General features: G+C 71.1%; 16 protein-coding genes. 13 read left to right on the top strand and 3 right to left on the bottom strand.

The features are described from left to right. Positions 1-179 precede the first annotated feature (179 nt). From F0L46_RS22230 to hrpB, 7 genes are all read left to right on the top strand, one after another. Positions 180-1,739, top strand: coding sequence for an ABC transporter ATP-binding protein (locus tag F0L46_RS22230; RefSeq protein ID WP_149821700.1), 1,560 nt, complete (start codon positions 180-182; stop codon positions 1,737-1,739). Next, entirely contained in the window at positions 1,729-2,805 is a 1,077-nt protein-coding gene (locus F0L46_RS22225; RefSeq protein ID WP_149821698.1) for an ABC transporter permease, read from the top strand. Before F0L46_RS22230 ends, F0L46_RS22225 begins: the two co-directional genes overlap by 11 nt. Next, the gene (locus F0L46_RS22220; RefSeq protein WP_149821696.1) at positions 2,802-3,731 is read left to right on the top strand and encodes an ABC transporter permease; all 930 of its coding nucleotides are present in this window, start codon (positions 2,802-2,804) and stop codon (positions 3,729-3,731) included. Before F0L46_RS22225 ends, F0L46_RS22220 begins: the two co-directional genes overlap by 4 nt. Positions 3,732-3,762: 31 nt before the next feature. Beyond that, on the top strand, positions 3,763-4,851 hold the full coding sequence (locus F0L46_RS22215; protein ID WP_149821694.1) for a BMP family ABC transporter substrate-binding protein: 1,089 nt from the start codon (positions 3,763-3,765) through the stop codon (positions 4,849-4,851). A gap of 55 nt (positions 4,852-4,906) precedes the next feature. Then, entirely contained in the window at positions 4,907-5,773 is an 867-nt protein-coding gene (locus tag F0L46_RS22210) for an Nmad3 family putative nucleotide modification protein (protein ID WP_149821692.1), read from the top strand. Positions 5,774-5,836: 63 nt separating this feature from the next. Further along, a complete protein-coding gene (locus F0L46_RS22205; RefSeq protein ID WP_149821690.1) occupies positions 5,837-6,883 on the top strand; it encodes a GMP reductase in 1,047 nt (348 codons plus the stop codon). A gap of 170 nt (positions 6,884-7,053) precedes the next feature. Further along, positions 7,054-9,525 carry an ATP-dependent helicase HrpB gene (hrpB, locus tag F0L46_RS22200; protein WP_149821688.1) on the top strand — a complete coding sequence of 824 codons (2,472 nt, stop codon included), beginning with the start codon at positions 7,054-7,056 and terminating at the stop codon, positions 9,523-9,525. Between the two features lie 306 nt (positions 9,526-9,831). Here the strand turns inward: hrpB and F0L46_RS22195 are convergent, their stop codons facing one another. Beyond that, positions 9,832-10,209: a methylglyoxal synthase gene (locus F0L46_RS22195; RefSeq protein ID WP_149821686.1), complete on the bottom strand. Its 378-nt coding sequence runs from the start codon at positions 10,207-10,209 to the stop codon at positions 9,832-9,834. 132 nt (positions 10,210-10,341) lie between these two features. On the opposite strand from F0L46_RS22195, the gene F0L46_RS22190 reads away from it, so the two are divergent. The 3 genes from F0L46_RS22190 (at position 10,342) to F0L46_RS22180 (ending at position 12,887) form a co-directional block, all read left to right on the top strand. Beyond that, entirely contained in the window at positions 10,342-11,070 is a 729-nt protein-coding gene (locus tag F0L46_RS22190) for a metallophosphoesterase family protein (RefSeq protein WP_149821684.1), read from the top strand. A 154-nt stretch (positions 11,071-11,224) separates the two neighbouring features. Beyond that, positions 11,225-11,797 carry a LemA family protein gene (locus F0L46_RS22185; RefSeq protein WP_240540104.1) on the top strand — a complete coding sequence of 191 codons (573 nt, stop codon included), beginning with the start codon at positions 11,225-11,227 and terminating at the stop codon, positions 11,795-11,797. A gap of 31 nt (positions 11,798-11,828) precedes the next feature. Continuing rightward, positions 11,829-12,887: a M48 family metallopeptidase gene (locus tag F0L46_RS22180; RefSeq protein WP_149821682.1), complete on the top strand. Its 1,059-nt coding sequence runs from the start codon at positions 11,829-11,831 to the stop codon at positions 12,885-12,887. Positions 12,888-13,066: 179 nt separating this feature from the next. On the opposite strand, the gene F0L46_RS22175 is transcribed toward F0L46_RS22180, so the two are convergent. Then, on the bottom strand, positions 13,067-14,236 hold the full coding sequence (locus F0L46_RS22175; protein WP_149821680.1) for a M20 aminoacylase family protein: 1,170 nt from the start codon (positions 14,234-14,236) through the stop codon (positions 13,067-13,069). Positions 14,237-14,545: 309 nt separating this feature from the next. On the opposite strand from F0L46_RS22175, the gene F0L46_RS22170 reads away from it, so the two are divergent. From F0L46_RS22170 to F0L46_RS22160, 3 genes are all read left to right on the top strand, one after another. After that, positions 14,546-16,147: an ABC transporter substrate-binding protein gene (locus tag F0L46_RS22170; protein WP_149821678.1), complete on the top strand. Its 1,602-nt coding sequence runs from the start codon at positions 14,546-14,548 to the stop codon at positions 16,145-16,147. Between the two features lie 111 nt (positions 16,148-16,258). Further along, positions 16,259-17,239, top strand: coding sequence for an ABC transporter permease (locus F0L46_RS22165; RefSeq protein WP_149821676.1), 981 nt, complete (start codon positions 16,259-16,261; stop codon positions 17,237-17,239). Between the two features lie 7 nt (positions 17,240-17,246). After that, complete coding sequence (locus tag F0L46_RS22160) at positions 17,247-18,197, top strand: ABC transporter permease (protein WP_149821674.1); 951 nt, start codon at positions 17,247-17,249, stop codon at positions 18,195-18,197. 273 nt (positions 18,198-18,470) lie between these two features. On the opposite strand, the gene F0L46_RS22155 is transcribed toward F0L46_RS22160, so the two are convergent. Next, on the bottom strand, positions 18,471-18,713 hold the full coding sequence (locus tag F0L46_RS22155; protein WP_240540103.1) for a hypothetical protein: 243 nt from the start codon (positions 18,711-18,713) through the stop codon (positions 18,471-18,473). Positions 18,714-18,814 lie beyond the last annotated feature (101 nt).

Raw genomic sequence — 18,814 nt, 5'->3', positions numbered from 1 at the left:
CGGCAAGCCGCGTTCCAGCTCGTCGCCTCCCCTCACCCAAGGGAGGAGGGCGTGCGCATCGCCGCGGAACGCGCCCGAAAACGCCCATCCACAGCCCCGCGTCCACGCGGACCATGACAAGCGGGCCGGTTTAGGGGCAGAGTGGCGCCTCGTTGTGTTCCCACCGTCCGAGGAGCGGCATGGACCTGGGCGAGTCCGCCCCCGCACCCCGTCTGTCCCTGCGCGGCATCGTCAAGCGCTTTCCCGGCGTCGTCGCCAACGACGCCGTGAGCCTCGACGTGCGCCAGGGCGAGATCCATGGGCTCATCGGGGAGAACGGCGCGGGCAAGTCCACGCTCGTGAAGATCATCGACGGGGTGCTCCAGCCCGACGAGGGCGAGATCCTGTGGCAGGGCCGCCCCGTCACCATCCCCGACCCGCGCGCGGCGCGCCGGCTCGGGATCGGCATGGTGTTCCAGCACTTCTCGCTCTTCGAGGCGATGAGCGTGGTCGAGAACGTGGCGCTCGGCCTCGACGACCCGCCGCCGCGCAACCGGCTCGCGGCCGAGATCCGGGATGTGGCGGCGGATTACGGCCTGCCCCTCGACCCGGCCCGCGACGTCCACACCCTGTCGGTGGGGGAGCGCCAGCGCATCGAGATCGTGCGCGCGCTCCTCCAGAAGCCGCGCCTCCTCATCATGGACGAGCCCACCTCGGTGCTCACCCCGCAGGAGGTGGAGCGCCTGTTCGCCACGCTGCGGCGGCTCGCGGGCGAGGGCTGCTCGATCCTCTACATCAGCCACAAGCTCCAGGAGATCACGGCGCTGTGCGAGCGCGCCACGATCCTGCGCGGGGGCAAGGTGGTCGCGGCCTGCGACCCCCGGCGCGAGACCGCGGGGAGCATGGCGCAGATGATGATCGGTGCGGAGCTGCGCACGGTGGCGCGCCGCTCAGGTGCCGTCGTCGGCGCGCCCCGCCTCGTCGTCGAAGGCCTCGACCTGCCGGCCAGCGATCCGCACGGGGTCGCGCTGAAGGGGATCGGCTTCGAGGTGCGGGCGGGTGAGATCGTCGGCATCGCGGGCGTCGCCGGCAACGGCCAGGGCGAGCTCGAGCAGGCGCTCGCGGGCGAGCGGCCCGCGGCACGACCCGAGGCCATCCGCATCGACGGGCGCCCCGCCGGCCGGCTCGGCCCCGACGAGCGCCGCGCGGCGGGCCTGTGCTGCGTGCCCGAGGAGCGCAACGGCCACGGCGCCGTGCCGGGCTTCACCCTCGTGGAGAACGGGATCCTGAGCGCGCATCACCGGCGCGGCCTGGTCGGCGGCGGGCTCATCCGCCTGCGCAAGGCGCGCGCCTTCGCGGCCGAGATCGTGAGCGCCTTCGACGTGCGCACGCCCGGCGTGGACGCCGCGGCCTCAAGCCTGTCGGGAGGCAACCTGCAGAAATTCGTGGTCGGCCGGGAGATCCTCCAGGGTCCGGGCGTCCTCGTGGTGTCGCAGCCCACCTGGGGCGTGGACGCGGGCGCGGCCGCCGCGATCCACGCGGCCCTGATCCGGCTGGCGGGCGAGGGCGCCGCGATCCTCGTGATCTCGCAGGACCTCGACGAGCTCCTCATGCTGAGCGACCGCCTCGCCGTCATCAATGGCGGCGTGCTCTCGCCGCCCCGGCCCACCGACGCCATGAGCGTCGAGGAGATCGGCCTGCTCATGGGCGGCGTGCACGGGGTCGATCCCGCGCCCGCGGAGGCGGCGCATGGCGTTTAGGATCGAGCCCAGGCGGGCGCCGCCGGCCTCCCTGTTCTACCTCACCCCCGTCCTCGCCGTGGCGGTCACGGTGGTGCTCGGGGCGCTCCTCTTCGCGGCTCTCGGCTACGCGCCGGGCGCGACGCTCTACCACTTCTTCGTCTCGCCCCTCACCACGGTGAACGGCCTCGCCGAGCTCGTCCTCAAGGCCACGCCGCTCGCGATGATCGGCGTCGGGCTCGCGGCGGGCTTCCGGGCCAATGTCTGGAACATCGGCGCGGAGGGCCAGCTCACCCTCGGCGCCATTGCGGGCGGCATGACGGCGCTGGAGCTCATCGATGTCGACGCGCCCTGGGTCCTGCCGCTGATGGCGCTCGCCGGGGTCGCGGGCGGGATGGCTTGGGCCGCGATCCCCGCCTTCCTCAAGGTGCGCTTCGACGTGAGCGAGATCCTCACCTCCCTCATGCTCACCTACGTGGCGGGCCTCCTGCTCGCCCTCCTCGTCCATGGCCCCTTGAAGGACCCGACGGGCTACGGCTTCCCCCAGTCCGCGATGTTCGCCCCCTCCGCCAACCTGCCGATGCTCGTCAACGGCACGCGGCTCAACGCGGGGGCGTTGGTGGGGCTCGCGGTCGTGCTCGGCGCCTGGCTCGTGCTGGCCCGCACCATCGTCGGCTTCCAGATCCGGGTGGTGGGCGAGGCGCCGGCGGCGGCGCGCTATGCGGGCTTCAGCGCCCCCCGGATCGTGTGGCTCACGCTTCTCGCGGGCGGCGGGCTCGCGGGGCTCGCGGGCGTCTTCGAGGTGGCGGGGCCGATCGGCCAGCTCGTGCCGAGCATCAGCCCCGGCTACGGCTTCACGGCGATCATCGTGGCCTTCCTCGGCCGCCTCCATCCGGTGGGGATCCTGCTCGCCGCCCTCCTCATGGCCCTGTCCTATATCGGCGGCGAGAACGCTCAGGTCGCGGTGAACCTGCCCCGGGCCGCCACGGGGGTGTTCCAGGGGCTCCTCCTCTTCGTGCTGCTCGCCTCCGATTTCCTCGTCCGTTACCGGATCCGGCTCGCCAGGCCGGCAAGGGCCGCCCCATGAACCCCGACGTCCTCGTCGCCGTGTTCCTCACGGTGATCACCGCCTCGACGCCCCTGCTCCTCGCGGCGCTCGGCGAGCTCGTCACGGAGCGCGCGGGCGTGCTCAATCTCGGCGTCGAGGGCATGATGCTCATGGGCGCCGTGGTGGGCTTCGCCGTGACCCTGACCACGGGCCAGTGGGGGCTCGGCGTGCTCGCCGCCGCGCTCGCGGGCGCCGGCCTCGCCCTCGTCTTCGGGGTGCTCACCCTCACCCTCGTGGCGAACCAGGTCGCGACGGGGCTGGCGCTGACGATCTTCGGCATCGGCGTGAGCTCGCTCATCGGGGCGGGCTTCGTGGGCAAGCCGCTTCCGCCGCTGCCCCGCCTCGCGGTGCCGGGCCTGTCCGACCTGCCCGTCGTGGGCCGCCTCCTGTTCGGGCAGGATCTCCTCGTCTATCTCTCGCTCGTGATGACGGGGGTCGTGGCCTTCGTCCTCAACCGGACGCGGATCGGGCTCGTCCTGCGGGCGGTGGGGCAATCGGACGTGTCGGCCCACGCCATCGGCTATCCCGTGATCCGCATCCGCTACGGCGCCGTTCTGTTCGGCGGGGTGATGAGCGGGCTTGCGGGCGCCTATCTCTCCCTCGCCTACACGCCCCTCTGGGTGCAGGAGATGACCGCGGGCCGCGGCTGGATCGCGCTCGCCATCGTGGTCTTCGCCGCCTGGCGGCCGGGCCGGGCGCTGGTGGGCGCCTACCTGTTCGGCGGCATCACCATCCTCCAGCTCTATGCCCAAGGGGCGGGCTGGCTCCCGGTGCCGTCGCAGATCTTCTCGATGCTACCCTATCTTGCAACGATCCTCGTCCTCGTGATCATCTCCGCCGGGCCTTGGCGCCGGCGGCTCGATGCGCCAGCATGCCTGGGCAAACCGTTCAGGCCCGCGGCCTGACGCAACAACCACCAGAAGGGAACGATCGACTATGGCCAACATCATCACCCGACGCGGCTTCCTGGCCGGGACGGCCGGCATCGGCGCCGGGCTGTCGCTCGGCGTCAACGGCGCCCTGGCGCAGGCCCAGGGGCCGCTCGGCGTCGGCTTCATCTATGTCGGCCCCGTGGGCGACCACGGCTGGTCCTTCACCCACGACGTCGGCCGCAAGCACCTGGAGCAGACGCTCGGGGCCAAGGTGAAGACCACCTTCGTCGAGAACGTGGCCGAGGGCCCCGACGCCGAGCGCGTGATCCGCCAGCTCGCCACCTCGGGCAACGGGCTGATCTTCACCACCTCCTTCGGCTTCATGAACCCGACGGAGCGCGTGGCGCGCCAGTTCCCGAACCTGAAGTTCGAGCACGCGACGGGCTACAAGAGCGCGCCCAATCTCGCGACCTACAACGCCCGCTTCTACGAGGGCCGCGCCGTCATCGGCACCATCGCGGGCCACGTCTCGAAGAGCGGCATCGCGGGCTATGTCGGCTCGGTGCCGATCCCGGAGGTGGTGATGGGCATCAACGCCTTCACGCTCGCCGCCCGCAAGGTGAACCCGAACTTCACCACCCGCGTGGTGTGGGTGAACTCCTGGTACGACCCGGGCAAGGAGGCGGACGCCGCCAAGGCGCTCCTCGATCAGCGCGCCGACGTCCTGTCCCAGCACACCGACAGCCCCGCGCCCCTGCAGCAGGCCGAGGCCCGCGGCGCCTTCGGCTTCGGCCAGGCCAACGACATGAAGGCCTTCGCCCCGAAGGCCCAGCTCACCGCCATCGTGGACGACTGGGCCGACTACTACGTCTCGCGCGCCCAGGCGGCGCTGGACGGCTCCTGGAAGACGCACTCCGTCTGGTACGGCATGAAGGAGGGCATGGTGAAGATCGCGCCCTACGGACCCGGCGTCACCGACGCGGCGCGCGCCGCCGCCGAGCAGGTCAAGGCCGACATCATCAGCGGCAAGTCCCACCCCTTCATGGGTCCCATCAAGGACAACAAGGGCGTCGAGCGCGTTCCCGCCGGCAAGACCTTGACCGACGAGGAGCTCAACAAGATGGACTGGTACGTCGAAGGCGTGCAGGCCTGAGGCGGCTCGCGACATCCCCTCTCCCGGCCGGTCCGGGAGAGGGTTTCTCGGCCCGATGAGGCTCGTCCTCTCCCGCAAGGGCTTCGATTCCGCCGCGGGCGGCGTCGCCTCCCCCATCCTCCCCGATCGCCGCCTCGTCTCGCTGCCCATCCCCGGCGCCGGCGGGCGTGTCCCCTACGGCGCCATCGCCAGGGCGGGCGGGCTGGGTCCGGTGGTGGAGGATTTGACCCGGGGGCGGATCAGGGCGGACGCGAGCGCCCATCTCGATCCCGATCTCGACCCCTCCGCCCTGCCCCGCGCGCCCGGCTGGCGCCCGGCCTATGGCCAGACGGGAGCGACCGCGACGCATCTTGCAAGCCAAGGGATCGCCTCCGGCGACGTGTTCCTGTTCTACGGCTGGTTCAGGGAGGCTGCCCGGATGGACGGGCGCTGGCGCCATCTCAAGGGCGCGCCCGATCTCCATGTGGTGTTCGGCTGGCTCCAGGTCGGCGAGATCGTGCCCGTCGCCCGCGTGGGCCGCGAGGCGCTGCTACGCGAGAGACCCTGGCTCCACGACCATCCGCACCCGCATTTCCCGCCCGACGACCCCCGCAACGTGATCTTCGTGGCCTCCGACCGCCTCGTCCTGCCGGGCGTCGGCGACACCGGGCTGCCGGGGGCCGGCGAGGTGGAGGGGTTTCGCGAGGCCCTCGTCCTCACGGCGCCGGGCGCCCCCACCCGCAGCCTATGGCGGGTGCCGGACTGGTTCTCGCCGGAGCGGGGCGCGCCGCTCACCTACCATGCCGATCCGCGGCGCTGGCAAGCGGGACCCGACGGGCTTATATTGCGCAATGTCTGCCAGGGGCAGGACTTCGTCCTCGATTGCGCGGACCGGCCCGATGCGGGCCCCTGGCTTGCCCGTCTGCTGACCGCGCCTGCCTGACTCGCTCCCGAGGCTGCGCGCTGCCGGGCCGATCCGTCGGCCCGCTTCCTGCAAGGTGATCCCATGCGTATCGAGAACGAACCGAAGCTCGACTTCAAGGACGTGCTGATCCGGCCCAAGCGCTCGACGCTCTCGTCGCGCTCGGAGGTCGACATCAACCACACCTTCCGCTTCCTGCACACGGGCCGGACCTGGACGGGCTTCCCGCTCATCGCCGCCAACATGGACGTGACGGGCACGATCCCCATGGCACGCGCGCTCGCCGGCTTCGGCGCCATGGTGGCGCTGCACAAGTACTACCCGCCCGAGGATCTCATCGCGTTCTTCCGCGAGGGCGAGGGGGCCCGGAACACGTTCTACACGATCGGCACCAACGAGGCCGATTGGGAGAAGTTCGCCCTCGTGAAGCGCCAGGTCGCGGTGCCCTTCATCTGCCTCGACGTGGCCAACGGCTATACCGAGCGCTTCGTCGAGATGGTGGCGCAGGCCCGCGAGCAGAACCCGGATTCGGTGATCATGGCCGGCAACGTGGTGACCGGCGACATGACGGAAGCCCTGCTGCTCGCGGGCGCCGACATCGTCAAGGTGGGCATCGGCCCGGGCTCCGTGTGCACCACCCGCAAGATGACCGGGGTCGGCTATCCGCAGCTCTCGGCCGTCATCGAATGCGCCGACGCGGCGCACGGCCTCAAGGGCCAGGTCTGCGCCGACGGCGGCTGCACGGTGCCCGGCGACATCGCCAAGGCCTATGGCGGCGGCGCGGATTTCGTGATGCTCGGCGGCATGCTGGCGGGCCACGACGAGTGCGAGGGCGAAATCCGCCACGAGGAGCGCGGCGGCGAGCGCGTGCCCGTCTCCATGGTGTTCTACGGCATGTCCTCGGACACGGCGATGAACAAATATTCCGGCGGCGTCGCCAAGTACCGCGCCTCCGAGGGCAAGACCGTCGAGGTGCCCTATCGCGGCCCCGTGGACGCCACGATGCAGGAGATCACCGGCGGCGTGCGCTCGATGATGACCTATATCGGCGCGACGAAGCTCAAGGAGGTCCCCAAGCGCACCACCTTCGTGCGCGTGGGGGCGCAGCTCAACACGGTGTTCGGGGGGTAACCCCCCTCCCCCTTGTGGGGAGGGGCCGGGGGTGGGGGTCGGGACGCCAACCGCTGCCGGTCCAGAATGGGCTGTACGGGCCCGCGTGCGCCCCTCCCGATCCCCAGCTCCGACTTTCCGACCCCCACCCCTAACCCCCCCCCGCAAGGGGGAGGGGGACGCGGCCCGCCATGCCCTTCGACCAGCCTCTCCCCATCGACGACGCGCTCCCCGCCCTCACGGCGGCCCTACGCGCCTCCCCTCGTGCCGTCCTCGTCGCGCCGCCCGGCGCCGGCAAGACCACCCGCGTCCCTCTCGTCCTCCTCGACGAGCCCTGGGCGGCGGGGGGCAAGATCATCGTCCTGGAGCCCCGGCGGCTCGCCGCCCGCGCGGCGGCCGACCGCATGGCGCGCACGCTCGGCGAGGAGGTGGGCGGCACGGTGGGGATCCGGGTGCGGCTCGGCTCGAAGGTCTCCCGGCGCACCCGCATCGAGGTGGTGACGGAGGGCGTGTTCGCCCGCATGATCCTCGACGATCCAGAGCTCGCCGGCATCGCCGCGGTCCTCTTCGACGAGTACCACGAGCGCTCCCTCGACGCGGATCTCGGCCTCGCGCTGGCCCTCGACGCGCAAGGCGCCCTGCGCGAGGATCTGCGCATCCTGCCCATGTCCGCCACCCTCGACGGCGCCCGCGTGGCGGCGCTGCTCGGCGGCGCGCCCGTGGTGGAGAGCCAGGGCCGCGCCTTTCCCGTCGAGACCCGGTATCTCGGCCGCGACCCGAACCGGCGCATCGAGGACGGAATTTGCGACGCGGTGCTGCGGGCGCTCAAGGCCGAGCCCGGCTCCATCCTCGTCTTCCTCCCCGGCCAGGGCGAGATCCGCCGCGTCGCCGCGCTGCTCGCCGAGCGCATCACGGACCCGAGCGTGGACCTCGCACCCCTCTACGGCGCCCTGGAGCGGGGCGAGCAGGACCTCGCCGTGCAGCCAGCTAAGCCCGGTCGCCGCAAGGTGGTGCTCGCCACCTCCATCGCCGAGACCTCGCTTACCATCGAGGGCGTGCGGGTGGTGATCGATTCAGGCCTCGCCCGGGTGCCCGTCTACGAGCCCGATATCGGCCTCACGCGCCTCGAGACGGTGCGGGTGTCGCGCGCCTCCGCCGATCAGCGGCGCGGCCGCGCGGGGCGAACGCAAGCCGGCGTCTGCTACCGCCTGTGGGAGGAGGCGGCCACGGGCGCGATGGAGCCCTATCAGCGCCCCGAGATCCTTGCCGCCGACCTGAGCCCCCTTCTTCTCGATTGCGCGGCCTGGGGCGTGTCGGATCCAGGCACCCTGCCCTTCCTCGATCCCCCGCCCGCCCCCGCCCTCAAGGAGGCCCGCGCGCTTCTCGCCGAGATCGGCGCCCTCGACGGCGACGGGCGCATCACGGCGACGGGCCGGCGCCTTCGCGCCCTGCCGCTGCCGCCGCGCCTGGCCCGCATGGTGGTGACGGCGGCGGACCGGGGACGCGCGGCCGAGGCGGCCGAGCTCGCGGGGCTCCTCGTCGAGCGGGGGTTGGGCGGAGACGGCGCCGATCTCGTCGACCGCCTCGACCGCTTCCGCCGCGACCGCTCCCGCCGGGCCGAGGACATGCGCCGCATGGCGGCCGGATGGGCGAAGGCGGCGGAGGGCGCCCCGAGCTCGTCGGACGGAGGGCCTGAGGGGCCAGGCGCCCTGCTGGCCCTCGCCTATCCGGACCGCATCGCCAAGGCGCGGGGCAAGACGGGGGAGTTCGTGATGGCGAACGGGCGCGGCGGCGCCGTGGAGGCGCATGACCGGCTGGCCCGCGAGCCCTATCTCGCGGTGGCCGAGATCGCGGGCGGCGCGGCCTCCGCGCGCATCCTCGCGGCGGCGCCCATCACGCTGCCGGAGATCGAGACGGCGCTCGCCGACCGCATCGCCGCCGGCGACGAGCTCGCCTTCGACCGCGCCGCGGGCGCCTTGAGGGCGCGCCGGGTGCGCCGGCTCGGGGCGATCGCTTTCGAGGAGCGCCCGCTCCCCGTGCCAGCCACCGAGGAGGCCGCCCGCGTTCTCGCCCGGGGCCTCGCGGGGCTCGGGGTCGGACGGCTGCCCTGGTCCAAGGCGCTGGCGCAATGGCGCGAGCGGGTGATCTTCCTGCGACGCGCGGAAGGGGAGGACTGGCCCGACCTCTCCGACGAGGGGCTTGCCGGATCGATCGAGGACTGGCTCGGTCCCCACCTCGTCGGCAAGGCGTCCTTGTCGGACATCCCGGCCGATCTCCTGAACGACGCCGTGCGCGCGCTCCTCCCCTGGCCGCTGCAGCGCCGCCTCGACGCGGAGGCGCCCACCCATTTCGAGGCGCCGACCGACTCGCGCATTCCCATCGATTACGGCGCGGGCGACGAGCCCGTTCTCGCGATCCGGGTCCAGGAGCTGTTCGGCCTCGACCGCCACCCCACCATCGCGGGCGGCCGGGTGCCGCTCCTCCTGCACCTGCTCTCGCCCGCCCACCGCCCCATCCAGATCACCCGCGACCTGCCGGGCTTCTGGCGCGGCTCCTGGGCGGCCGTGCGCGCCGACATGCGCGGGCAATACCCGAAGCACCCCTGGCCCGAGGACCCGGTCACCGCCCCGCCGACCCGCCGCGCGAAGCCGCGGGGGACGTGAGGGCAGCTGATAGTCTGATCGAGCGCGGACGCCGATTTCCGGGTGCTCCGCAGTGGGTCCAGCCTCACGCCTGAGTTGAGCGTAAAGCCGCCCGCGCTGTCGCGCGGTACCCCACTCGTCGGCTTTCAGCCGACACTCTCCCCTGAGGGGAGAGAGGGTGCCTCGGCTCGCGAATGCCTGAACCTCGCCAGCACACCCAGGCGGCACCACCTCCCTCCCCTCAGGGGAGGGGCAGGGGTGGGGTAAGCCGCGCCAGCGGCTACCTCCGGAGATCGCAACGCGTCCAGGACAGGGCGGCGCTCCGGCTCAGCCGGCCAGCGAGCGGATCAGCCGCTCCGCCGTGGCGCGGTTCAGCGCCATGGGGATGTCGTAGACGACGGCGAGGCGGGTGAGCGCCTTCACGTCGACGTCGTGGGGATGCGGCGAGAGCGGGTCGATGAAGAAGATCAGGGCGTCGAGGCGCCCCTCCGCGATCATGGCGCCGAGCTGCTGGTCGCCGCCGAGGGGCCCGCTCTTCAGGCGCGTGACCTGGAGCCCGGGGCAGCGCTCCATGATGCGGGCGCCCGTGGTGCCCGTCGCCACGAGGGCGAGCGCGCCCAGGATCGCGGCATGCGTGGCGGCGAAGGCCGCCATGTCGGCCTTCTTGTCGTCGTGCGCCACGAGGCCGAGCGTGATCCGGGGCATGCCGATGACCTGACGGGGACGGGAGCCGGACCATAATCCGGGAGCCGCCCCGCCTTCCACCCCGATCGGGGCGAACCCGCACCGCCCGCCCGCGTTGCACGCCTGATCGAGGGCCGCGGCGCAGGAGGAGACATGGCCGAGGGTGAGGCGAACGGGACGTTGCGGGTGGCCTGCATCGGCGACATCCACGTCAAGGAGGACCACGCGGCTCCCTATCGCGAGCTGTTCGGCGAGATCTCGCGGGAGGCCGACGTGCTGGTGCTCGCGGGCGATCTCACGGATCTCGGCAAGCCCCGCGAGGCGGAGATCCTGGCCGAGGACCTCAGGGCCTGCTCCATCCCGGTCGTCGCGGTGCTCGGCAACCACGATTACGAATGCGGCTGCGTCGAAGAGGTGAGCCGGATCCTGCGCGCCGCGGGCGTGCGGCTCCTCGACGGGACGTCGTGCGAGATCGGCGGCGTGGGCTTCGTCGGGGTCAAGGGTTTTGGCGGCGGCTTCGGCCGGCGCATGCTCGGCGCCTTCGGCGAGCCCGCCATCAAGGGCTTCGTCCAGGAGGCGATGACCGAGGCCATGCGGCTCGAGAACGCCATGCGCTCGGTGCGGCAGGGCCGGGTGCTCGTGGTGCTCCACTATGCCCCGATCCCCGAGACCATCGAGGGCGAGCCGCCGGAGATCTTCCCCTTCCTCGGCTCGTCGCGGCTTGCCGAGACCATCGACCGCTTCAAGGTGAGCGCCATCGTCCACGGCCACGCTCACCGGGGCCGCTACGAGGGCCGTACGCCCGGCGGCGCGCCCGTCTACAACGTCGCCCGCCACATCGAGAAGCCCACGGGCAAGCCCTACACGGTCCTGGAGATCTGAACGCGCACCCACGAGCGCAAGCGCACACCTGCACTTATGACCCGTCCGACAGCCCCGGCGTGCGTCCGCGCACGGCCGATTCACCCGATCTCAACGACAAGCGGCCACACAATGGACCGGACCGGTCGCGCGGAACTGCGGGCCGGACGGGGATATGAGGTGGGCGGCGATGGAATGGGTGGCCTTGGGCGTTGCGGCGGTTCTCGTCCTCTACGCCGTCTCGACCTATAACGGCCTCGTCGCCCTGCGCGCCCGGGCGTCCCAGGCCTTCGCGGACGTGGACGTCCAGCTCAAGCAGCGCCACGACCTCATCCCCAACCTCGTCGAGACCGTGAAGGGCTACGCGGCCCACGAGCGCGGCACCCTCGACGCCGTGGTCCAGGCCCGCAACGCGGCCCTGACTGCGCAGGGGCCGGCGCAGCAGGCCGGGGCCGAGGCCGCCCTCAACGGCGCCGTCGGGCGCCTGCTCGCGCTCTCCGAGGCCTATCCGGACCTCAAGGCCAGCGCCAACTTCCAGGAGCTTCAGGCCGAGCTCTCCGCCGTGGAGGAAAAGCTTGCCGCCGCCCGCCGCTTCTTCAACAACGCGGTCGCGGAGTACAACGCGGCGATCCAGTCCTTCCCCGCGCTCCTGTTCTCCCGCTCCATGGGCTTCTCGCCCCGCGAGTTCTTCGACGTGGGCGAGGGCGAGCGCGCGCGCCTCGACGTGGCCCCGTCGGTGAAGTTCTGACGCGCCCGCCCCGGCATCCCGCGAGGGCCGCATGTCTCCCGTCTTCGGCCTCTACACCCACATCCACGCGAATCGCCGCAAGTCGGCGCTTCTCGTGGTGGGGCTCGGCCTCCTGGTCTATGGGCTCGTCTTCGGCGTGGCCCTCCTCCTGCGGGGCCTGGGCTGGTTCGGGACCGTGGACACCTTCACGGGCCACGTCGCCGCCGCGTCGCGCGACCTCCTCTGGGCCGCGCCCGCCGCCACGGCGCTCACGGCCCTATGGGTTTTCGTCGCCTACAAGGCGCATCAATGGATCATCGACGCGGTGACGGGCGCCCGCCCGGTGGAGCGCGCCGACGATCCCGCTCTCTACGCGCTGCTTGAGAACCTCTGCATCTCCCGCGGGATGAGCGTGCCCGCCTTGCGGATCATCAAGTCGGACGCCCTCAACGCCTTCGCCAGCGGCCTCGACGAACGCCATTATACGATCACCCTCACCCGCGGCATCGTCGCGGCGCTCGACGCGCGCGAGCTGGAGACGGTGCTCGCCCACGAGCTCACCCACATCCGCAACGAGGACGTCCGCCTCATGGTGGTGGCGGTGATCGTCACGGGCATCATCTCCTTCGTGGGCGAGATGATCTTCCGCGGCGGGCGCGACATGCGCGTCTCAGGCGGATCGTCGAGGTCCGAGGGCTCCGATCGCAAGCGGGGCGGCGGGGGCGCGCTGCCGGCGATCCTGCTGGCCATCCTCGTCATCGCGGTGGCCTGGTTCCTGTCCCAGGTGATCCGCTTCTCGCTCTCGCGCTCCCGCGAGTTCCTCGCCGACGCTGGCGCCGTCGAGCTGACCAAGAACCCGGACGCGCTGATCTCGGCGCTCCTGAAGATCCAGGGCCGGGGCGAGCTGGAGGGCGTGCCCTCCGGGATCATGGACATGTGCGTCGACAACCCGAACTCGGGCTTCGTCGACCTGTTCTCCAGCCATCCCTCGATCGAGGACCGGATCGAGGCCCTGGTGCTGCATGCGGGCGGGCGCCGGCCGCTGATCGCGGCGTCTGCGGCCGAGCCCACGCTGACCGCCGGCCCTTGGGGCGCGGTGCCGGAGACCTGAGCCGTCTCCTCTCCCCGCGGGCGGGGAGAGGGCTTCGCCCCCCCTTGCCGGGGGCGAGGCGAGCGAACGCATGTGAGCGGGGGTGAGGGGGAGTTTCAGGACTGAGCTCTTCCGTCCCCGCCCCCTCACCGTCGGGCTGCCGCCCTCGCCTCNNCCCCGCACGCGGGGAGAGGTAATTGCTAGCGCGCCGGCATGCCGGTCTCGATGATCTTGGCCCACAGCGAGGCGCCGTAGGGGGCGGTCTCGTCGTTGAAGTCGTAGGCCGGGTGGTGGACGCCCGCCGTGTCGCCGTTGCCGAGGAAGATGTAGGCGCCCGGCCGCGCGTTGAGCATGAAGGAGAAGTCCTCCGAGCCCATGAGCGGCGCGACCGTGGTGTCGACGCCGCCCGCGCCCGCCACCTCGCCCGCGACCCGCGCCATGAACGCGGTCTGGTCCGGGTGGTTGAAGGTCACCGGATAGCCGCGGTTGTAGTCGATGCGCGCCGTGGCGCCGAAGGCCGCGCAGGTCGCCGTCACGACCGCACGGATGCGCTCCTCGCACAGGTCGCGCACGGCCTCCGTGAGGGTGCGCACGGTGCCGAGCAGGGTGGCGGTCTGCGGGATGACGTTGAAGGTCTCGCCCGCCTTGACGCAGCAGGTGGAGATCACGGCGGATTCCAGCGGGTCGACGTTGCGCGCCACGATGGATTGCAGGGCGGTGATCACGTGGGCCGCCACCAGCACCGTGTCGACGCAGTCGTGCGGGCGGGCCGCGTGGCCGCCCTTGCCCTCGATCTCGATGACGAAGCGGTCGGCCGCCGCCATCATCGGGCCGGGGCGGATCGCGAAGGCGCCGACCGGGATGCCGGGCATGTTGTGGAGGCCGTAGACCTCCTGGATGCCGAAGCGCTCCATGAGCCCGTCCCGGCACATGGCGTCGCCGCCCCCGCCGCCCTCCTCCGCCGGCTGGAAGATCATGATCGCCGTGCCGTCGAAGTTGCGGGTCTCGGCGAGGTACTTCGCGGCGCCCATGAGCATGGCCGTGTGGCCGTCATGGCCGCAGGCGTGCATCTTGCCGGGCACCTTCGACTTGTAGGCGACGTCGGTCGCCTCCTCGATCGGCAGGGCGTCCATGTCGGCGCGAAGCCCGATCACCCGGCCGGACCCGGTGTCGCGGCCCTTGATCACGCCCACGACCCCGGTGCGGCCGATGCCGGTCACCACCTCGTCGCAGCCGAACTCCTTCAGCTTCTCGGCGACGATCCCCGCCGTGCGATGCACGTCGAACAGGAGCTCGGGGTTCTCGTGGAAGTCGCGGCGCCACGTGGCGATCTCGTCGGCCATGGCGGCGACGCGGTTGATGACGGGCATGACAGGTCCTCTTCAGGCCGCCGCGCGGACGACGGCCCGGGCGCGGGTGGAAGCCGCAGAGCAAACCGGGCCGCGCGCCCCGGGTCAACCCATTGCGCGGCGCGGCTTTCCCAAAATCGGCCAGGGCGGGGGCTCACGCCCGCGCAATGGCGTAAACCGAGGCCGGAAATGCCGCTGGACCGCGGGCTGCGGGCTTTTTATGGTACGCGGCCTGAGGGGGAAGCGGCGTTTTTGGCGTCCAAGATCGCGGTCTCCCGCAACAAATCACCCGCGAGCCAATCGCGGGGCCTTCCAGCGGAGAACGACCGAATGCTCAAGCGATCCCTTCTGCTCGCGGCCACCGCCGCGGCGTTCCTGTCGGCCACGGCCCTCGGGGCCGGCGCCGCCACGGTCCGCTACGCCAACCAGGGCGACCTCAAGTCCCTCGACCCCTACACGCTGAACGAGACCACGACGAACGCCCATCTCGGCAACGTCTACGAGGGCCTGACCTCCCGCGGCAAGGACCTCGCCATCGGCCCCGGCCTCGCCGAGCGCTGGGAGATGCTCGAGGGCGGCAAGCGCTGGATGTTCTATCTGCGCAAGGGCGTGAAGTTCCACAACGGCAACGACTTCACCGCCGACGACGTGCTGTTCTCCGCCGACCGGGTGCGCGCCCAGGGGTCGAACTTCCTCACCCGCGTGCCGAAGGACGCCAAGTTCACCAAGGTCGACGACTACACGGTCGAGGTGACCCTCCCCACCCCCAACCCGATCATGCACTACCAGTGGGACACCTGGTACATCATGGACAAGGAGTGGGCGGAGCAGAACAACGCCACCGCGCCGACCCCCGCCTCGGCCCAGACCCCGGGCCACGCGGCGCTCAACACCAACGGCACCGGCCCCTTCCGCATCGAGTCCCACCAGCCGGGCGTGCGCACCGTCTTCAAGGCGAACCCCACCTGGTGGAACGACGCCAAGAAGGAGCACAACATCACCGAGGTGATCTTCACCCCGATCGGCAACGACGCCACCCGCGTCGCCGCGCTGCTCTCGGGCGAGGTCGACATCATCGAGCCGGTTCCGATCCAGGACATCGCCCGCATCAACGCGAGCCCCAACGCCCGCACGCTCACGGGTCCCGAGGTCCGCACGATCTTCCTCAGCTTCGACCAGGTTCGCGACGAGCTCCTGAGCTCGAACGTCAAGGGCAAGAACCCCTTCAAGGACAAGCGCGTCCGCGAGGCGTTCTACAAGGCGATCGACATCGAGACGATCAAGAGCCGCGTCATGCGCAACCTCGCGACGCCCTCGGCCCTGATGATCGCGCCGGAGTTCTTCCCGCTCTCGAAGGAGTTCACCCGTCCGAAATACGATCCGGACGGCGCCAAGAAGCTTCTCGCCGAGGCCGGCTACCCGAACGGCTTCGAGGTGGGCATGAACTGCCCGACCGACCGCTACGTCAACGACGGCGAGATCTGCCAGGCGGCGGTGGGCATGCTCGCCCGCGTCGGCATTAAGATCAACCCGATCTTCGAGCCCAAGGCGCAGTACTTCGCCAAGGTGCTGAAGGCCGGCGGCTACCAGACCTCGTTCTACCTGCTGGGCTGGACGCCGGGCACGGGCGACCCCCACAACGTGCTCTACGACATCATGGGCTGCCGCGATAACCCGCAATCGACCCGCGGCGAGTCGAACCTCGGCGGCTATTGCAACAAGAAGCTCGACGAGCTCACCGACAAGATCCTCGTCGAGGCGGACGCGAGCAAGCGCACGGGGATGATCGCCGAGGCCTTCAAGATCGGCAACGAGGACTTCGGCTACATCCCGCTGCACCAGCAGGCGCTGGCCTGGGGCGTGTCGAAGAAGTTCTCGATCCCGCAGCGCGCCGACAACGAGATCCTGTTCTACTGGGCTCGTAAGGAGTAAGGCTTGCATCGGCGGCGGGTCCTCCCGCCGCCTCACCCATCTCGCGCATGGCCGGGCCTTCGCCCGGCCATGCCGCTTTTCAAGAACGCCGACGCCGCCCGAGAGACCGCCATGCTCGCTTTCACCATCCGGCGCGCCCTGCAGGCGCTGGGCGTCCTTCTCGCGGTGGGGATCATCGCCTTCGCGATGTTCCGCTTCGCCGGCGACCCCGTGAACCAGATCGTCTCGATCGACACCCCGGCCGCCGAGCGCGAGGAGGTGCGCCGGTCGCTGGGCCTCGACGACCCCGTGCCCGTGCAGTTCGGCCGCTACTTCCTGCGGGCCGCGCAGGGCAATTTCGGGATCTCCTACCAGTTCCGCCAGCCTGTGGCCCAGCTCCTCATCGACCGCATGCCCGCGACCCTGGAGCTTGCCTTCTGCGCCACGGTCTTCGCCCTGACCTTCGGCATCCTCATGGGCGTCTACTCGGCCCTCAGGCGCGACTCGCTTCTCTCCAAGCTCTTCCAGGCCGTCTCGCTCGTGGGCATCTCGTTGCCGACCTTCCTCATCGGCATCCTGCTCATCTATCTCTTCTCCGTGACCCTCGGCCTCCTGCCGTCCTACGGGCGCGGCGACACGGTGCGGCTCGGCTGGTGGACCTCGGGGCTCTTCACGCTGTCGGGGCTCAAGGCCCTGATCATGCCCTCCATCACGCTCGGCCTGTTCCAGATGACGCTCATCATGCGCCTCGTACGGGCCGAGATGCTCGAGGTCCTGCGCTCCGACTACATCCGCTTCGCCCGCGCCCGCGGCCTCAAGACCCGGGCGATCCATTTCGGCCATGCGCTCAAGAACACCCTCGTGCCGGTGATCACCATCGCGGGGCTCCAGCTCGGCGCCATCATCGCCTTCGCGATCATCACCGAGACCGTGTTCCAGTGGCCCGGCATGGGCCTGCTCTTCGTCCAGGCGGTGCAGAACGTCGACATCCCGATCATGGCGGCCTACCTGCTTCTCGTCGCCGCGATCTTCGTGACGATCAACCTGATCGTCGACATCCTCTACACGGTGGTCGACCCGCGCCTGCGCTCGACCCTGCGCCAGCCCGTTTGAGAGCGCCATGGCCGACGCCCGCACCACCACGCTTGCCGCAAAGCCCCCCGGCTTCCTCGCCCGCGCCCTCGACAGCGACGTCTGGGCGAGCTTCACCCGCTCGAAGCTCACCATGGCGGCGGCGGCCGTCACGATCCTGTTCTTCGCCGCCGCTCTGCTGGCGGGCCTGGTCTCCCCCCAGGATCCGTTCAACCCGGCGGAGCTGGAGCTGATCAACTCGCGCCTGCCCCCGATCTGGGACGCGGAAGGGCAGCGCCCCTTCATGCTCGGCACCGACGACCAGGGCCGGGACATGCTCTCGGCGATCCTCTACGGGCTGCGCATCTCGCTCCTCGTCGGATTCATGGGCGTGGCCTTCGCCGCGACGCTCGGGATCACGCTGGGCCTACTCGCGGGCTATCTCGGCGGGGTGACCGACACGCTCATCATGCGCATCGCCGACGTGCAGCTCACCTTCCCGGCGATCCTCATCGCGCTCCTCGTCGACGGCGTCGCGAAATCGGTGCTCGGCGGCCATCTCGATCCTGCCACCACCCTGTCGGTGCTCGTCTTCTCCATCGGGCTGAGCTTCTGGGTCCAGTACGCCCGCACCGTGCGCGGCTCGGTGCTCGTGGAGAAGAACAAGGACTACGTGGCGGCGGCCCGGCTCATCGGCCTGCCCGCTCCCGTGATCATGGCGCGCCACGTCCTGCCCAACGTGCTCGGCCCGGTCCTCGTCATCGCCACGATCAACCTGGCGCTCGCCATCATCACCGAGGCGACCCTGTCGTTCCTGGGTTCCGGCATGCCCGACACGATGCCCTCGCTCGGCACCCTGATCCGGATCGGCAACAACTACCTGTTCTCCGGCGAGTGGTGGATCGTCGCCTTCCCAGGGATCGCGCTCGCGCTCCTGGTGCTCGCGATCAATCTCGTGGGCGACTGGCTGCGCGACGCGCTCAACCCGCGCCTGCGCTGAGCCCCGCCGCGAGGCTCTGGGAGGCGCACGCGATCACGACCTGTCCTCCCCGGCCGGAAGCAGCCGCAGGGTTCTGGAGGGTAAGGGGATCCAGCGTCACTCTCGTCGCGAAGCGACGCTCTTTGCCCGTCCAGGGCCCTTCGCGGGCCAAGACGAGCCGCTACGCGGCAGCATTATCGCGCTGGATCCCCTTCCCCTCCGCCCTGACGGGCTCCGGCCGGGGATGACAGGGTGCGGGTGCGCGCCCCGTCCGCCGGTTCGCGAAAAGCCCGCTCAGCTCTCCGCCCGCAGGCTTTTCAGGAACTTGCGCGCGATCTCGCGCAGCGCCTCGTCGTCCCGGGTGCCGTCGTCGGCGTGGTCCCAGAGGTGGTCGAGGCTGCGCTCGAGCTCGTCGGGGAGCTCCGGGTGCTGGCGCACGATGAAGCGCAGCGAGTTGAAGAGGATATGCTCCACGGCCATCTCGCGGCGGCGGGCATCCGCGACGCTCAAGGCGTCGGTTGTCGGGGGCGTGCTCATGCCCCTCCAACGGCGCACCCGCCGCCGGGTTCGCCCGTCGCCCCTGGGGCAGGATGACGCCCGGGCGCGCAGCCCCTGCCGCCACAATGGCCAGGGTGCAT

This window comes from Salinarimonas soli (genome assembly GCF_008386575.1).
GTDB classification, from domain to species: domain Bacteria; phylum Pseudomonadota; class Alphaproteobacteria; order Rhizobiales; family Beijerinckiaceae; genus Salinarimonas_A; species Salinarimonas_A soli.
The sequence above is the reverse complement of the archived record's forward strand: the minus strand, read 5'-3'. Positions and strand labels throughout refer to the sequence as shown.

What these genes read in the sequence shown, in the direction of transcription:
- F0L46_RS22180 (WP_149821682.1), top strand. Translation starts at nt 11,829, where the DNA reads ATGTCTCCCGTCTTCGGCCTCTACACCCACATCCACGCGAATCGCCGC.
- F0L46_RS22185 (WP_240540104.1), top strand. Translation starts at nt 11,225, where the DNA reads ATGAGGTGGGCGGCGATGGAATGGGTGGCCTTGGGCGTTGCGGCGGTT.
- F0L46_RS22215 (WP_149821694.1), top strand. Translation starts at nt 3,763, where the DNA reads ATGGCCAACATCATCACCCGACGCGGCTTCCTGGCCGGGACGGCCGGC.
- F0L46_RS22190 (WP_149821684.1), top strand. Translation starts at nt 10,342, where the DNA reads ATGGCCGAGGGTGAGGCGAACGGGACGTTGCGGGTGGCCTGCATCGGC.
- F0L46_RS22225 (WP_149821698.1), top strand. Translation starts at nt 1,729, where the DNA reads ATGGCGTTTAGGATCGAGCCCAGGCGGGCGCCGCCGGCCTCCCTGTTC.
- F0L46_RS22220 (WP_149821696.1), top strand. Translation starts at nt 2,802, where the DNA reads ATGAACCCCGACGTCCTCGTCGCCGTGTTCCTCACGGTGATCACCGCC.
- F0L46_RS22195 (WP_149821686.1), bottom strand. Translation starts at nt 10,209, where the DNA reads ATGCCCCGGATCACGCTCGGCCTCGTGGCGCACGACGACAAGAAGGCC.
- F0L46_RS22175 (WP_149821680.1), bottom strand. Translation starts at nt 14,236, where the DNA reads ATGCCCGTCATCAACCGCGTCGCCGCCATGGCCGACGAGATCGCCACG.
- F0L46_RS22170 (WP_149821678.1), top strand. Translation starts at nt 14,546, where the DNA reads ATGCTCAAGCGATCCCTTCTGCTCGCGGCCACCGCCGCGGCGTTCCTG.
- hrpB (WP_149821688.1), top strand. Translation starts at nt 7,054, where the DNA reads ATGCCCTTCGACCAGCCTCTCCCCATCGACGACGCGCTCCCCGCCCTC.
- F0L46_RS22230 (WP_149821700.1), top strand. Translation starts at nt 180, where the DNA reads ATGGACCTGGGCGAGTCCGCCCCCGCACCCCGTCTGTCCCTGCGCGGC.
- F0L46_RS22160 (WP_149821674.1), top strand. Translation starts at nt 17,247, where the DNA reads ATGGCCGACGCCCGCACCACCACGCTTGCCGCAAAGCCCCCCGGCTTC.
- F0L46_RS22155 (WP_240540103.1), bottom strand. Translation starts at nt 18,713, where the DNA reads ATGAGCACGCCCCCGACAACCGACGCCTTGAGCGTCGCGGATGCCCGC.
- F0L46_RS22205 (WP_149821690.1), top strand. Translation starts at nt 5,837, where the DNA reads ATGCGTATCGAGAACGAACCGAAGCTCGACTTCAAGGACGTGCTGATC.
- F0L46_RS22210 (WP_149821692.1), top strand. Translation starts at nt 4,907, where the DNA reads ATGAGGCTCGTCCTCTCCCGCAAGGGCTTCGATTCCGCCGCGGGCGGC.
- F0L46_RS22165 (WP_149821676.1), top strand. Translation starts at nt 16,259, where the DNA reads ATGCTCGCTTTCACCATCCGGCGCGCCCTGCAGGCGCTGGGCGTCCTT.